Genomic DNA, 14,485 nt, shown 5'->3' on the forward strand with positions numbered 1-14,485 from the left:
AGTAGCTCACATTTTTATAGCGTTGCGCCGTTGGAGTGGTTCACACCGTTGTGGCTCTGCGCACTGCCCATGATGTGGCCCTGCGGCGCAGCGGGCGCCTGCAGTGCCTGGAACACCCGCAGCGCCGCCCAGGCATCGTTGGCGGCATAGAGCAACTGGGACTCGGTCAGGCGTTCGTTGGCCCAGTTGGATGTGGCGGCTTTTTTCGACTTGAGAAAGCGCCGGTGGAACAGCACCGCCACCGCCGCCTTCACGCCCATGTCCTTGCGGTAACCCTGCTGGCGGAACACGGTGTTGAGCTCCAGCACATCGGTGGGCACCACGCCGAGCTTGCTCTGAATGCGCTTGGTGTCGTCCCCCAGGCCGAAACCCGCCTTGACCACGCCGCGCAGGGCCAGCAGCTCGGCCGCGCGGGCGCGGCAGCCGGGGTCGTGCAGCTGAAAGACCCAGGCGCGGTCCAGCGTCGCGAGCTGCAGGATGTGCGGTCCCTCTGAGACCTCGTCGCGCACAAAGGTGGGTTTGGATTCGGTGTCAAAGCCCCAGGCAGCAGCGGCAGCAAGCGCATCGCATGCCTTGTCGGCCTGCGCGGGCGTGCTTACCAGCGTGATGCGGTCCAGACCCAGGCGCTCGAAGGGCTCCAGCAGAGCGATCTGCTCCTTGCCGGGAATCGCGTGGGGGGCCGGATGTCGACTGGGGTGGGTTGGGTGGTGCAGGGGGGAAGCGGGCCGGGGCGTTGCAGAGCGCGGGTGCTGGGGAGGTGCCGTCATGCAGGGCATTGTGCCGTGTGGCCGGCGGTGGGGCGCGGCGCGCCCCTCAATGCTTGCGCGCCTTGCGCCCCTCTGGGGCCCGGCGTCCCTTGCTGGCCTCACGCGGCTTGCGCAGGCGTGGCACTTCGCGAATCCGCGTCAGTGCCTTGCGGCAAGCTGCCGTGCTGCGGTCGCGCCGCGCGGCCAGCCAGCCCACGCCAAACCACGCACGCGGGTCTTTGCTGGCGATGTCCGCGTACAGCGCGCTGGCCACGCACTCGTCGTGCAGGCGGCCCAAGGCGTCGAGCGCGGGATGCAGGCTGTCCAGAAAGCCGTTCAGGTCGTCCCCATCCACCGCCGGCGCAAGAAACTCCGTCAGGTAACGCAGCCGCTTCAGGCGCTTGCGCAAACGGTGCTGCGCCTGCGCGTCCAGCTAGTCGATGCGGCGGCCGTCGGCCTGCACCTTGTTGCGCAGCGCCCGCAGCCGCTTTTGCAGGCGTGCGCGCGCTTCCTTGGGCGCGAGGGCGGCGGTGCTTTCATCCTGCGAGCCAGCCTCCGCCACGTCTGCCGTAAAACCCATGAGTTCGATCAAAGCCGATTGAAACGCCGGTATGCGCACGATCTCTGCGGCCGCGCTGCCAGGCGCGTCGGCAGTTGCTGGCAGCGGCGAAGCGGGAGCGCCGGCTTCGCGCAGCTCGGCATTCATCGCGCGCAGAACCTGCTCACGGTCGCGCAGGCCGCCCAGGCGCTGAAACACGTCCTGCAGCGCCGGCTCCCATGTGGGCGCAAAGCGGCCGGGTGCCAGCGCATGCAACTCGCGCAGGGCGGTGCGCAGGCGGCGCAAGCCGATGCGCAATTGGTGCACGTGTTCGGCCAGGTCCGTGCCCGTGTCAGCGTCTGCGCTCTCGACGATCTCGCTGGCGTTGGGAAGGATCTGGCCCAGGCAGTTGGCGACCACCGCGCGCTGCAGCGTGGGCCCGTGCAGAAACGGGGCGCTGTCGGCCCACTGCAGCGCCCGGGCTTTGGCGGCGGGGCGCGCCCATTGCGGGGCGAGAAGCCGCTCGCCCCGCTCGGCCTTGGACACGGTGCTCAGCACCAGGCCATGCTGGCGCGCCCAGCGCTCGGCCAGCAGCGCAAGGCGCGCCACAGAGCCGCTTTTGAGTTCGATTTCCAGTTCGCAGATGCGCGCTGATTTTTCTTGCGGCGTGCCGCGGTGGGCCACCACGCGGCCGGTGTCCAGCGCCAGCTCGGCCGAGCCGCCGCCCGCAAAAGTCACATCGCGCGTGTTGCGGTCCATTTCGGTTCCATAGGTCTCCGCCAGGGGGCCTGCGGCTGTGGCCAGGGCCCGCACCAGCAGTTCGCCCGCGAGGGAGCCTGCGTGCAGCTCTGGCAAAAGGGCTGGTGCGCCACCGGGTCCGGCCGCGCCGCGGGGCACGTTGTGTTCGTGCCGGTCCAGCGGCCCATCGCCCAGCGCCTTTACGGTCTGCACCCACTGGTCGCCCTCACGGCGCAACCGCAGCGCAATGCTGCGCGACGAAAGCGCTGCGTCGGGCGTGTCGTAGTAGCGCGCCTCCATGCGGATAGGGGTGTAGCGGCCCCGGCGCACGGCCGCAGTGACAGCGGCCAGGCGCCCGGCGGGGATGCAAAACTTGAATTCGATTTCCATGGTGTGTTTGATCTTGGCTGCGTGCTCACCATTATTGCTGGCGATTTGCCGATAGGGTCATTAATATATTGATGCCAAATGACGGGATATATCAAGGTGGGGGAATTCAGCAGCACCGGGCCGAGGAATTAATCCGCTATTTGGCCGCGCCATTTGCAGAAGAAATCAGACCCATGCCCAGCGGCATACCCGATTTGTCGCGCACCGAGGTAATCACCCGGAAAGCCGAAGCCTGCACCCGGTCGGGCAGGCGCACAAAATTGTTGTCCTGCACCAGCGTATCTCCATTGAGGTAGGCCCAAATGATGAACCGCAGCGCCTGCGTGGTCTGCTCTGTATCGGGCGCCACCTTGGGCAGCACCACGAAGGTGCCCATGGTGATCGGCCACGCGGCCTTGCCGGGCCGCTCCGTCAGGGTGGTGTGAAAGGTGCCGGCGCTGGCCCATTCGCTGTGGGCAAGCGCGGCACGGAATGCGTCGATAGACGGCTTCACAAAGGCGCCTTCGGCATTCTTGAGCTGCACGGCAGTCAGGGCGTATTCGCCCACGTAGCCAAAGTCGACATAACCGATGGCGCCGGGCGTGGCCTGCACGCCCTTGGCCATGCCTTCGCTGCCCTTGAAGGGCAGCACGCCTTCGGGCCACGCGATGGTGTTCTTGGCGCCGTACGTGGTTTTCCAACGTGGGCTCACCTTGCTCAGGTAGTCCGCAAAGTTGTAGGTGGTGCCCGAGCCATCTGAGCGCACTGCCACGCGAATCGGCAGGTCGGGCAGGTTGAGGTCAGGGTTCAGTGCAGTGATTTCGGGGGCATTCCACTGCCGGACCTCGCCCATGAAGATGCGGCTGAGCACATCACCCGTCAGGCGCAACTGCCCGCTTTTGACCTTAGGCAGATTCACCACCGGGCTGATTCCGGTGATCGCGACGGGCAGGGCAATCAAGCGGTGCTCGATGAGCTCCTTCTCGGGCGGGTACACGTCGGTGGCGCCAAACCCGACGGCCTGCTGCTGGATCTTCTTCATGCCTGCGCTGGAGCCAATGGGCTCATAGGCCACGGTCGTGCCCGTGGCTTGGCTGTAGGCCTTGGCCCAGCTGCGGTAGATGGGGGCCGCGGCGGATGAGCCAGCGCCCGTGACCGTCTGGGCGAAGGCCCACGGGGCGGGCAACGCCAGCCAAAGGAAAAGCGCGGTGTAGAGGATTTTCATTATGGAGGTGCGATATTGGATGGCAGATTAATGGGTTGCCATGAATTGCAGCGAATGCAGATTTTGGTCTCTTATTTGCAGGCATGACCGCGATTGGGAGGGCAGTAGCTTATCAAAACCCGCGCCGGAAATAATGGCCTCTTGTGGTTAAGCGCATTGATGTCGAGTCATGGTTTTGTCACTTGAAACAAATAGTATCTGCGATTTTCAGGGGCAATTGGTGCGGCGCACCAATCTGGCCGACGCTTCGACGACTGTTGACGAGAATCCACATGCTTCAAAGAATGAAAATCGGCACCCGGCTGGCCCTGGCCTTTGCGGTGTTGCTGCTGCTGATTTCCGCGCTCGCTGCAGGCGGCATCAGCGGTGCCAAGCGGCTGACCGAACGCAGCGCGGCGTTGTACGGCGACCGCACGGTGCCCATGGGCGTGCTGGCGGAGATCAGCCACCTCACACAAAGCAACAGGGTGCTGGTGATGGACATGCTGATGGACCCCGGCACCAGCAACCTGCAAGCCAGCCACGCCGCGCTGACCACCAACGTGGAGCGCATCCGCGGGCTGTGGAAGGGCTACACCGCCAAACCGCTCCCCGCAGAGGAAGGCGCCCTGGCCCGTGCGTTTGCCGACGCCAACGCTCAGTACCTCGACAAGGGCCTCATTCCGGCGGCCGCGGCGCTGGTGGGCGGCAAATACGACGATGGTTCAGAGCTGTACATCACCCAGATTCGTCCGCAAGCCGCCAAGGTGCAGGAGGCCGTGGAGCGGCTGGTGGCGCTGCAGATCCAGGTGGCGGCCGAAGAATTTGCCGCGGCGCGCCAGATGAGCGAGGCCATCCATGTGTGGATGCTGGCCGCCACCGCGCTGGCGCTGCTGGCGGGCGCGGCGATGGCGGTGGTGATCACGCGGTCGATTTCGGGCCCGCTGCGGCAGGCCGTGGCCCTGGCGCGCACCGTGGCGGGTGGCGACCTGAGCGCCCAGATCGAGGTGCGCGGCACCGACGAGACCGCCGAGCTGCTGGGAGCCCTGCGCGAGATGAACGGCCAGCTGGTGCGCGTGATCACCGAGGTGCGCGACAGCACCGAAACCGTGGCCCGCGATGCCGTGCAGATTGCGGGCGGCGCGCAGGACCTGGCGCGGCGCACCGAGGTGCAGGCCTCCAGCCTGCAGGAGACCGCGGCGTCAATGGAGCAGCTCACCGCCACGGTGCAGCACAACACCGACAACGCGGGCCGGGCCACGCGCCTGGCGCGCGAGGCGAGCAAGGTAGCCAACGAAGGTGGCAGCGTGATGCAGGACGTCATCGCCACGATGCAGGAGATCAACGTTCAGTCGCAAAAGATCACGGACATCATCAAGGTGATCGACGACATCGCCTTTCAGACCAATCTGCTGGCGCTGAACGCGGCGGTGGAAGCCGCCCGCGCGGGCGAGCAGGGGCGCGGCTTTGCGGTGGTGGCGGGCGAGGTGCGCGGGCTCTCGCAGCGCAGCAGCACGGCAGCGCGCGAGATCCGCGGTCTCATCACGGCCAGCGTGCGCGGCGTGGAACGCGGATCGGCCCTGGTGGGGCAGGCGGGCGAGCGCGTGGCCAACACGGTGCGGCATGTCGATCAGGTGGTGGAGCTGATCAGCGAGATCCAGGGCGCGGGACAGGAGCAGGCCCGGGGCATTGCACAGATCGGCGATGCCGTGCGCCAGCTGGATGTGGCCACGCAGCAGAACGCCGCGCTGGTGGACGACAGCTCGTCCGCATCTGCGGGCATGAAAACGCAGGCCCGGCGGCTGCTGGAGGTGATCCGCCAGTTCCGCCTGAGCCCGGATGGCGCGGCTGCCGGCGAGCAGCCCCTGCGGATTGCGCGGGCCGGTGCAACGCGGGCGCAATGGCCGGTGGCGCCGCGCTGACAGCTGAGACCACCGCCGCCATGACCCGGACGGACGTCCTCATCGCGATCGCCGAAATCGCCCACACCGGCGGCGCTGCCACGCCGGAAGACGCGATCGGGCAACTGGCGATGATCATCGACAGCCTGGAGCTGTCGCACGGCGGCACCGAGCAGGTGATGGAAATGCTGCTGCGCATCGGGGCCTGTGTGTGGAACTTGCAGCAGGAGCGCCTGCGGCTTTGAGCTGCCGGAGCGCACGCCGCGCTTTTACCGTGTAGCGGCTGGCAGAGGGCGCAGATGCAACTGGCGCGCCGGCTTGACGGGCTGGGGGCTACGGTGGGGTACGACTGCCCGGGTTGCTAGCGTGTCCCGGGCCCGGCCGCGCCCTCCTCGGACGAAGCAATCTGGTTGCGCCCGCGGTGCTTGGCCAGGTACAGCGCCTGGTCCGCGCGGTCCAGCGCGTCCCGCAGGCTGCGGTCCGTCTGGCGGAAGGCACCCACGCCCATGCTGGCCGTGATGCCGTACCGCTGGCCGGCATCGTCCACCAGTTCCAGAGCACGGAGGCTGTCCAGGATGCGCGTGGCCACTTCCAGGCCTTCGTCGATGGCGGTGAGCGGCAGCAGCACGCCAAATTCCTCCCCACCCAGGCGGCCCACCACATCGCTCGCGCGCAGCTCGCTTTTCACGACCTGGGCAAAGGCCACCAGGGCCCGGTCCCCTTCGAGGTGGCCGAAGCGGTCGTTGATCGATTTGAAGTGGTCCAGGTCCAGCATCAGCAGCGTGAGCGGCTCGCCGTTGTCCAGGGAGTGTGCGTACACCGATTCGGCGCAATCGAGGAAGGCTCGGCGGTTGGCCATGCCGGTGAGCATGTCGGTGGTGGCCAGGCGCTGCAGTTCGCGCTCCAGGTTCTTGCGCTGGGTGACGTCGCGGTAGATGCCCTCCACACCCGCAAAGTTGCCGGCATGGTCGTACAGCGCGTGGCTGCTGATGGAGATGTCGATCACCTGGCCGTCGCGCCGCACCATCTGGCCGGGGAAGTCCGAGACCTCGCCATGCGCGAGGATCGCGGCCTTGAACGCGTCGCGGTCGGAGCTGTGGGGGTAGTAGGACTCGGCGGTGCGGCCCTCGATTTCGTGGGGCTCGTAGCCCAGCACGCGCCGCACGCCCGGGCCCACGTGCTGCACCACGCCCTGCGCGTTGGTGCGGTAGTACACGTCCTGCATGTTCTCGAACAGGCGGCGAAATTTCTGTTCGCTCTCGCGCAGTTCGGCTTCGATTTCGCTCTGGTGCGTCATGTCCATGCCGCTCATCAGCACGGCCGGCGCGCCTTGCCAGTCAATGGCGACGCTGCTCACCAGCACCATGCGCAGCTGGCCCTGCTGCGTGCGCACGCGGAACTCTGCGGATTTGTTGGGCCGCCGGGCCTGCTCGGTCCCCGCCACCTGCTGCACCCGACGGTTCGAACGGCGCTGGTCCAGCGGATGCACAAAATCGGCGAGAACCAGCCCGATCAGCTCGTCGGGGCTGGTAAACCCGAGCAGCTGTGCCCCGGCGGCGTTGGCATGGCGAATGGCCCCGTCCTGGGTGATCAGGACCGCCGCTGGCAGCGCTTGCAGCAGATCGGTGTCGTGGGGCATGGGGGTGTTGCGTTCACCAGACGTAGCGCGCCATTGTGGCACCGGGGTTTGCGGCTGGGAATGGGTATCTGTCAGGGGCGCTACCATCGACCATGAGAAAAACTTTCCAACTCCACGCCGAAGGCAAGAACCCAGACCGCATTCTGGAGGCTGTCAAACACGAAATCCGCAAGTACATCAAGCGCGAACGCCGCCGCGATCTGCCCAAAGGTGCTGACTATTGGGACTTTGATTGCCGCTTTGGCCGCACCCAGGACGCTGCCGAGGTCGTGAACTTGGCAGCGCTGACCGAGCGCATCAACGAAGTGGCGGCGGAGGGCGGCCCGCAGTTCTATGTGGAAATCCTCGCCAAGCCCGGCTTGCGCCAGGCGCGGCCAGAAGGCGCGGCGCCTGAAGGCGAAGATGAGGACGCTTTGGGAGACGACGAGGAAGCCTGATGCCGTGCGCGCCTTTGCCGCTGAGCGGGCGCGCTCTCTTAGGTCTTGTCGGCGGGGCGCTCAGCTTCGCCTGCCGCCGCCGCAGCGGCTGCGCGCAGCTTGTCCTTCTTGCTGGGCCGTTTGCCCTTGATGCCGCCGGTGCCTGCCGGAGCCTGCACGTCGGGCGCCGCCACCGGGGCGGTTTCGGTGGGCTCAAAACCCGCAATGTGCTCGCGCGGCAGGCTCAGGTTCTGGCGCTTTTCGATCAATCTGAAATGTGCTTCGTCGTCTGCCGTGACAAAACTCACCGCGACGCCACTTTCTCCTGCCCGGCCCGTGCGGCCGATGCGGTGCACATAGTCTACGGCTGAGCGCGGCAGGTCGTAGTTGACCACCGCGGGCAGCTGCGCAATGTCGATGCCGCGCGCGGCCAGGTCGGTGGTCACCACCACCTGCCAGCGTTCGTCCTTGAACTCCTGCAGCACTTGCTTGCGGGCTCCCTGGCTGAGCCCGCCATGGAAGGGCGACGCAAAAACACCCGCCTTGTAGAGCTTTTCGGCCACATGTTCGGCCGCGTACTGCGTGGCCACAAACACCAGTACCCGCGACCAGGCGTGCTCCTTGACCAGATGGCGCAGCAGCTGCGTGCGGCGGACGGCATCCACCGCAATGGCACGCTGTTCAATGGCGGGCTCGTTGCCCGGTGTGTGGGGCACTTCCACGCGCACCGGTGCGTTCAGTAACCCGTCGGCCAGCGTCTGCACCGCGGCGGGGAAGGTGGCTGAGAAAAACAGGTTCTGCCGCTTGGGCGGGAGCAGGGCCAGCACGCGTGCCAGCTCCTCGGCAAAGCCCAGGTCCAGCAAGCGGTCGGCTTCATCGAGCACCAGGTGCGCCACGGCGGACAGGCGCAGTGCGTTGTGCTCCACCAGATCGAGCAGCCGCCCGGGCGTGGCGACCACGATGTCGGCACCGCCGCGCAGGCCCAGCATCTGCGGGTTGATCGACACACCCCCGAACACGATTGCCACCTTGACGGGCTGCTGCAGGTGCTGCGAAAGGCTGCGCAGCACTTCGCCCACCTGGGCCGCCAGCTCGCGCGTGGGGACCAGCACCAGCGCGCGCACACGGCGCGGGCCACTGGTCGCGCTCAGCTGCAGCTGCTGCAGCAAGGGCAGGGCAAAAGCGGCGGTTTTGCCCGATCCCGTCTGTGCAGCGCCCAGCAGGTCCGACCCCTGCAGGATGGCCGGGATGGCGCTGGCCTGGATGGGCGTGGGCGTGGCAAAGCCCGCTTTTTCTGCAGCGTGGACGAGGGCGGGAGACAGACCGAGGGAGGCAAAGGGCATGGGGGCGGCGCTGGAGCGGCGTGTAAAAAGAACGCACGACAGCGCGAACGGAAAGATGGGGGATTGTCGCCGCAGTGGCGGGCAGGCCCCTGCGCAGGCACAGCGGCGATGGGTGGCGGGCATATCGACTGGCATCGAACAGCCCCTGTGTGCAGGTTCGGGGGAGGGTCCAGTTGTTCTCGACCACTGCGCCGCCACCGATAATCAGGTCGCCGGCGGCTCGCCGGTGTCCCACTGTCCAAAGCACCCATGGCCCTGACCCTTGATTCTTCTGCCATCACCCACGGCATCCAGCTCGCCGTGGCCCCCGTGTTTTTGCTCACGGCCGTGTCCGGAATGATCGGCGCCGTGGCAGGCCGGCTGGCCCGCATCATCGACCGGGCCCGGGTGGTGGAAGACCGTGCCCGCGCCAATACCGAGCCGGAGTTTTTGGCCCGTGCCTACAACGAGCTGGCCGACCTGCGCTTGCGCGGGCGCCTGGCCAACGGTTGCATCGGCCTGCTTACGTTCTGCGCTTTCCTCATTGGCACCACCATCATCTTGTTGTTTCTGGGCGAGACGACCAACTTCCAGTCGAACCGTCTGGCGGTGGGCGGCTTCCTGGCGGGCGTGGCCTCGTTTCTGCTGGCCCTGGTGTGTTTTCTGACCGAAACCTTGCTGGCCACGCGCCTGCTGGACTTCCACATGCTGCAAAAAGAGGTGGAGCACAAACGATGAAGTCGTTCGCCGACCTGGGTGGGCTGGTCTATTCCACCGACGCGGGCCGCATGTGTCCCGGCTGCCGCCAGAGCGTGGCGCAGTGCACTTGCAAGCAGAACAAGCCGCTGCCCACCGGCGACGGCATCGTGCGGGTATCCCGCGAAACCAAGGGCCGCGGCGGCAAGGCCGTGACCTTGGTCAAGGGGGTGCTCGTGGATGACGCCGCGCTGGAGCAACTGGGCAAACAGCTCAAGGCCGCGTGCGGCAGCGGCGGCACCGTGAAGGACAGTGTGATCGAAGTGCAGGGTGACCATGTGGAGCGCGTGATGGCCGCGCTGCAAAAGCTCGGCCACAAGGTCAAGCGCGCGGGCGGTTGATGACGCCGGCCCTTGACCCCGACAAGCTGCAGAAGCTGGTCACCCTGCAGATGCCCTACGGTAAGCACAAGGGCACGCTGCTGGTCGACCTGCCGGGCAATTACCTGAACTGGTTTGCGCGCGAGGGATTCCCCAAGGGAGAGCTGGGACAGCTGCTGGCGCTGATGCACGAGATCGACCACAACGGCCTGTCCGACTTGCTGGTACCGCTCAGGGCGGGTGGTGCGGGGCGGCCGCAGCGGTAGGGGCGCGGCACCTGGCGCCGCCATAATCGCGCTCAACCAATCACCAACAACAACTCCGAGGGAATGCACATGAAGGGCAATGTCGCTGCGATCGTTCTGGTCGTGCTGGGTGTATTTTTTCTGCTGACCAATCTGGGTTTGATCAGCATCAGCCTGCGTGAACTGCTGCGGGTGTGGTGGCCCGTGGCGCTGATCGCCGTGGGCGTGGCGCTGTTCTTCACGCCCGGCTCCAAGGGCAAGTAACGGTCCCCTGGCTCGGGCCCTGCTGACCGGCGCTGACGAGGCGGGCGGTTGCAACGGGGGCCGGCTAAGTTGGTGGCGCCGCAAGAGCCGGTGGTGGGGCATCGCACCCGTGGTGGCGCATCTCCATGCAGCGCCGCTAGGCCGAAGTACCGACCCGTCAGGCCCCAGGCACCGAGCGCGCCAATTTTGAAGTAAAAAACGGCCCTAGCGCTTATTCGGTAAGCAGTTATAGCTATCAATAATTTAGCTATCCGCGGGGGCGTTGGCAGTGTGAAACGCTTGGCGGTAGCGCGCAGGGGTCATCCCCACATGGCGCGCAAACTCCCGTGTGAAGTGGGGCTGGTCCGCAAAGCCACAGGCGAATCCGATCTCTGCCAGTCCATGCCCTTCGCGCAGCAACCATTGCGCGGCCGCGCGGGCGCGGGCTTCGGTCACGATGCTTCGGCAGCTCAAACCGCTTTCTGACAACGCCCGTTGCAGGCTGCGACGGGCCAGGCCCGCGTGGTGCGCCAGGTCATCCACCGTGTGAGGGGCTGCGGGGTCTCTCAGCACCTGCCGGGCGAGTTGGTGCGCGAGGGCCGGCCAGGGCAAGGCACTGCACAGGTCGGTGGCAGGAGGCAGTTGCGGGGTGGCGCCTGGCGTGGCAGGCGCACGCCCGTCAGTGGTCGGTTGCCAATGCACCACCCACCTGCCTGCGTCACCGCGGGCCAGCAGTTGTGCGAGCGATGAATCCAGCCCGACGTTCAACTCCGCACTGCCAGCAACACCCCCCGGCGATTGCTTGCTGGACGGGTCCTCCAGCTCCACGCGCAGTTCACGTGTCCCCAGCGACTTGCCAGCACCCAGCAGCACGCCCAGCACCGCCAGGCTTTCTGTCGGCTGCGGCGCGTGCGTTACGCCTGGGCGTGCGTGGTGGTGCAACCCCATGCTTTGCGGTCCGCGCGACACCACGCTGACCTGGTGGCGCGAGTGGACGTAGCGCTCGAGCCGCTGCCAGCGGGCGAGCAGCTCCGGCATGTCCGCGGCGCCAATCAGCGCGCGGTGAACCGGGTCGCCCTGCAGCAGATCTACCCGCTGCGCCAGGCGCAGCAAAGTGCCCGGTCCACCTTGCTGCAAGATGGCTTGCACTACCGCGCGCTTGTAGGCCAGCGGCACGTGGCTGCCCTGCAGGTCGCTGCGCAAGCCTGGCGGCAGGGGCGGCGGCACCAGGCCGTGGACCTGCATCGCGCGCACCAGCAGGCGGACCATGGCGGCGCTGGCAAAGTCATGCATGGTCGGATTGTGCCGCGCGGCCTGGTGTCATGGTTCGCTGATGCTGTGTGGGGCCTGCGCCTCGGCGCTGCGAACAGGGGGCAACCTGCGGGAGGGCACGGCCACGGCTGCGGGTTGCACAGCGCGCTGAAAGCAAGTCACTCCGCTCCTCGGCATCCACTGATCTCCGGGTCAGAACGCTAGCGCGCCATCGCCTGCAGCACATCTGCTGGGCGCACGGGCAGTCGGGCAAAGCGCATGCCGGTTGCATCGCGCAGTGCATTGGCGATGGCGCCAGCACCGGCAACCATGGCGGTTTCCCCGGCGCCGGTCGGCGGCTCCTCGCTGTCCACGAGGTGCACGTGCAGCGGCGGCACGTCGCCCATGCGCGGCAGCGGGTAGTCGGCAAAGGTGGCCGCTGCGACGCCCGAGCGTGCTACGGGCAACTCTTCCAGCAGCACCATGCCCAGGCACCAGACGAGGTTGCCTTCGATTTGCGCACGCACGCCGTCGGGTTGCAGCACCAGGCCGCAGTCGTGGGTACACCACACGGCCGTCACGCGCACCTGGCCGGTGGCGCGGTGCACCTCCACATCGGCCACCGCAGCGGCGTAGCTCACGCCTTTGTAAATGCCGCCCGCGATGCCGCGTCCGCGTAACGTGCTGCCATCGCTGCGCGGGCGTTCATGCCAGTGCGATTGGCGGGCAACGTGTACCAGGACGCCGGCCAGCCGCGGGTCCGTGGTGTGGCGCAGGCGCCATGCCAGCGGCTCGGCCTGCGTCAAGCGGGCGCACTCATCCATCGCGCTTTCCACCGCCAGGGTGTTGGGGCCCGCGCCCAGCCCCCGCCACGGGCCCGTGTGCACTGGCAGCCGGGCGGCGGTGAACTCGATGCGCTGGTGGGGCACGTGGTAGGGCAGCTGCGCGCCACGCGCCACCCCGCTGTCGCCCGCCAAGTCGGCCAGGTTCTGCATCCACACCGGCATGGCGGCGGGGGTGAAGAGAATGTGGCTGCTGGCAAACGCATGCCACCAATGGGTGAGGCTCCCGGCATGCACACGGGCGCGAATGCGGTGGCTCGACGGCGGGCGTTGAAAGCCCTGCGCAAACTCTTGCGCGCGGCTCCACTGCACCTTGACCGGGGCGCCCGCCGCCTGGGCGAGCACGGCGGCTTCGAGCTCCACCGTGCACAACGTGCGCCCGCCAAAGCCACCGCCCACACGGCACGACTGCACGGTGATGCGCGCGGCAGCCAGGCCCAGCTGCCGCGCGAGCACGTCGCGGACGTAAAACATGTCTTGCGTCCCGGCCCATACGTGCAGTGCAGACCCATCGCTGGCCTTCGCCGGCCAATGCGCGGTGGCGGAGCGCGGCTCAATGGGAGCGTGCGCGGCCAGGGGGATGTCCATGCGCAGATCCAGCGTCCAGGTCGTGTCGTCCGGCACGGCGTCCTTGCGCACGGTGTGCTGCAGGCTGCCGCGGCGCAGGTGCCGGTCGATGTCGATGCGCTCGCCGATGGCGCTCCCCTCGAACGAGCCGTCCACTTGCCAGTTCACGGCGAGTGCAGCCTCAATGCGATCGAGCGCGGCTGGCGTGCGTGCCACGATGCCCAGCCCCAGGCTGTTCATCTGCTGAAACCGCAGGCTTTGCAGCACCAGCACGCAGGCGGGGTCTGCACGTGCTGCGGCCTCGTCAAAAGCGCGCGGGCGCGAGGGCAGCTCGGCCGACACCGGGGCGCGCAGCACGCGCCCGTACAGCAGGCCCGGCAGGCGCGTGTCCCCGGCAAAAAGAGGCTGGCCGGTAACGAGGGCATGCAACTGGCCCGGTGCCCCCGGCGGCTGTGCGCTGGCGCGCGGACGCAGGCTGCGCAGCGCGCTGGCTGGGATGTTCCGCGCGGTGAGCGTGCCCTGGGTGGGGCCCTGTGCAAGCGCTTCGCGCAGCGTGGCGCAGGCGCGCGCCAGCGGCAGCGCAAAGTTCTGCACGCTGGCGCTGCCCACTGTGGCGCGCACCCGGGCGACGTCGGTCGTGGCGGGCCGCAGCAGGTGCACTTGCGCCGGTTCCACGCCCAGTTCTTCGGCGGCCAGGCCCTGCAGGGCGGCGCTGATCTGCTGACCCATTTCCGTGCTGGGCAGCCGCAGGGTGTAGTGGCCGCCTTCATGCCGGATCCAACCCATCGCATCGTCGGCCGTGGAGGCCGGTCGCTTGGGAATCACCGGCACGAGCGAGCAGCCCGCCAGCGTGACCGTGAGCGCACCGGCGCTGGCGGTGGCAAGAAACTGGCGGCGCTTCATGCCGCGTTGCCCTGCGCGGCCTGGTGGATCGCCGCCCGCACCCGGTGTTGCGTACCGCAGCGGCACAGGTGGGCCGACATGGTGGCGTCAATCTGCGCATCGCTGGGGCGGGGCGTGGCGCGCAACAGGGCCACGGCACCCATGATCTGGCCGCTCTGGCAGTAGCCGCACTGGGGCACGCGCAGGTCCAGCCAGGCCTGCTGAACCGGGTGCAACGTGCCGTCACGCTCAGCCAGCCCTTCGATGGTGGTGATGGCGCGCCCTTGCAGCGCGCGTGCTGTGTGCAGGCAGGCGCGCTGCGCCACCCCGTCAATGAGCACGGTACAAGCACCGCATTGGCCCACGCCGCAGCCAAAGCGGGTGCCGACCAGCCCCAGCGGCTCGCGCAGCAGCCAGAGCAGGGGTTCGTCCTCCCAGCCGGGTGGCACAGGCTGGTGTTGTTGGTTCAGGGTGATGTGCATGCGGGCCTCCGGTGGTGGTACGCA

General features: G+C 67.6%; 14 protein-coding genes and 1 pseudogene. 7 read left to right on the forward strand and 8 right to left on the reverse strand.

Going from position 1 to position 14,485, the window contains the following annotated elements; translation table 11 throughout:
- Positions 1 to 14: 14 nt before the first annotated feature.
- The 3 genes and pseudogenes from ACSQ3Q_RS09215 to pstS form a co-directional block, all read right to left on the reverse strand.
- Positions 15 to 767, reverse strand: coding sequence for a 3'-5' exonuclease (locus ACSQ3Q_RS09215; protein ID WP_436134092.1), 753 nt, complete (start codon positions 765 to 767; stop codon positions 15 to 17).
- A 46-nt stretch (positions 768 to 813) separates the two neighbouring features.
- Positions 814 to 2,412: pseudogene (locus ACSQ3Q_RS09220) on the reverse strand (CYTH and CHAD domain-containing protein).
- 136 nt (positions 2,413 to 2,548) lie between these two features.
- On the reverse strand, positions 2,549 to 3,616 hold the full coding sequence (gene pstS, locus ACSQ3Q_RS09225; RefSeq protein ID WP_436134093.1) for a phosphate ABC transporter substrate-binding protein PstS: 1,068 nt from the start codon (positions 3,614 to 3,616) through the stop codon (positions 2,549 to 2,551).
- Positions 3,617 to 3,900: 284 nt separating this feature from the next.
- Here pstS and ACSQ3Q_RS09230 point away from each other — a divergent pair, with 284 nt between their 5' ends.
- Positions 3,901 to 5,517, forward strand: a complete 1,617-nt coding sequence (locus ACSQ3Q_RS09230; RefSeq protein WP_436134094.1) for a methyl-accepting chemotaxis protein — start codon at positions 3,901 to 3,903, stop codon at positions 5,515 to 5,517.
- Between the two features lie 20 nt (positions 5,518 to 5,537).
- Positions 5,538 to 5,741, forward strand: a complete 204-nt coding sequence (locus ACSQ3Q_RS09235; RefSeq protein ID WP_436134095.1) for a hypothetical protein — start codon at positions 5,538 to 5,540, stop codon at positions 5,739 to 5,741.
- Between the two features lie 116 nt (positions 5,742 to 5,857).
- Here the strand turns inward: ACSQ3Q_RS09235 and ACSQ3Q_RS09240 are convergent, their stop codons facing one another.
- Complete coding sequence (locus ACSQ3Q_RS09240; protein WP_436134096.1) at positions 5,858 to 7,135, reverse strand: sensor domain-containing diguanylate cyclase; 1,278 nt, start codon at positions 7,133 to 7,135, stop codon at positions 5,858 to 5,860.
- Between the two features lie 92 nt (positions 7,136 to 7,227).
- Between ACSQ3Q_RS09240 and ACSQ3Q_RS09245 the strand changes: the two genes are divergently transcribed.
- Positions 7,228 to 7,572 (forward strand): DUF6172 family protein, encoded by a 345-nt coding sequence (locus ACSQ3Q_RS09245; RefSeq protein WP_436134097.1) that lies wholly within the window; start codon positions 7,228 to 7,230, stop codon positions 7,570 to 7,572.
- 38 nt (positions 7,573 to 7,610) lie between these two features.
- On the opposite strand, the gene ACSQ3Q_RS09250 is transcribed toward ACSQ3Q_RS09245, so the two are convergent.
- Positions 7,611 to 8,894, reverse strand: a complete 1,284-nt coding sequence (locus ACSQ3Q_RS09250; protein ID WP_436134098.1) for a DEAD/DEAH box helicase — start codon at positions 8,892 to 8,894, stop codon at positions 7,611 to 7,613.
- A gap of 249 nt (positions 8,895 to 9,143) precedes the next feature.
- Here ACSQ3Q_RS09250 and ACSQ3Q_RS09255 point away from each other — a divergent pair, with 249 nt between their 5' ends.
- From ACSQ3Q_RS09255 to ACSQ3Q_RS09270, 4 genes are all read left to right on the forward strand, one after another.
- The gene (locus ACSQ3Q_RS09255) at positions 9,144 to 9,611 is read left to right on the forward strand and encodes a DUF2721 domain-containing protein (RefSeq protein ID WP_436134099.1); all 468 of its coding nucleotides are present in this window, start codon (positions 9,144 to 9,146) and stop codon (positions 9,609 to 9,611) included.
- Complete coding sequence (locus ACSQ3Q_RS09260) at positions 9,608 to 9,970, forward strand: translation initiation factor Sui1 (protein ID WP_436134100.1); 363 nt, start codon at positions 9,608 to 9,610, stop codon at positions 9,968 to 9,970. Before ACSQ3Q_RS09255 ends, ACSQ3Q_RS09260 begins: the two co-directional genes overlap by 4 nt.
- On the forward strand, positions 9,970 to 10,215 hold the full coding sequence (locus ACSQ3Q_RS09265; protein WP_436134101.1) for a DUF3820 family protein: 246 nt from the start codon (positions 9,970 to 9,972) through the stop codon (positions 10,213 to 10,215). The genes ACSQ3Q_RS09260 and ACSQ3Q_RS09265 overlap by 1 nt, the downstream gene beginning before the upstream one ends.
- 69 nt (positions 10,216 to 10,284) lie before the next feature.
- A complete protein-coding gene (locus tag ACSQ3Q_RS09270; protein ID WP_436134102.1) occupies positions 10,285 to 10,458 on the forward strand; it encodes a LiaI-LiaF-like domain-containing protein in 174 nt (57 codons plus the stop codon).
- A gap of 243 nt (positions 10,459 to 10,701) precedes the next feature.
- Here the strand turns inward: ACSQ3Q_RS09270 and ACSQ3Q_RS09275 are convergent, their stop codons facing one another.
- The 3 genes from ACSQ3Q_RS09275 to ACSQ3Q_RS09285 all read right to left on the reverse strand — a co-directional run bounded on the left by ACSQ3Q_RS09275 (position 10,702) and on the right by ACSQ3Q_RS09285 (position 14,461).
- Positions 10,702 to 11,730, reverse strand: a complete 1,029-nt coding sequence (locus ACSQ3Q_RS09275; protein WP_436134103.1) for a helix-turn-helix transcriptional regulator — start codon at positions 11,728 to 11,730, stop codon at positions 10,702 to 10,704.
- Positions 11,731 to 11,909: 179 nt separating this feature from the next.
- Positions 11,910 to 14,000 carry a molybdopterin cofactor-binding domain-containing protein gene (locus ACSQ3Q_RS09280; RefSeq protein ID WP_436134104.1) on the reverse strand — a complete coding sequence of 697 codons (2,091 nt, stop codon included), beginning with the start codon at positions 13,998 to 14,000 and terminating at the stop codon, positions 11,910 to 11,912.
- Positions 13,997 to 14,461: a (2Fe-2S)-binding protein gene (locus ACSQ3Q_RS09285; RefSeq protein ID WP_436134105.1), complete on the reverse strand. Its 465-nt coding sequence runs from the start codon at positions 14,459 to 14,461 to the stop codon at positions 13,997 to 13,999. Before ACSQ3Q_RS09285 ends, ACSQ3Q_RS09280 begins: the two co-directional genes overlap by 4 nt.
- Positions 14,462 to 14,485: the final 24 nt, after the last annotated feature.

Origin of the sequence: Acidovorax sp. LjRoot129 (assembly GCF_964253765.1) — a bacterium.
Taxonomy (GTDB): domain Bacteria; phylum Pseudomonadota; class Gammaproteobacteria; order Burkholderiales; family Burkholderiaceae_C; genus Acidovorax.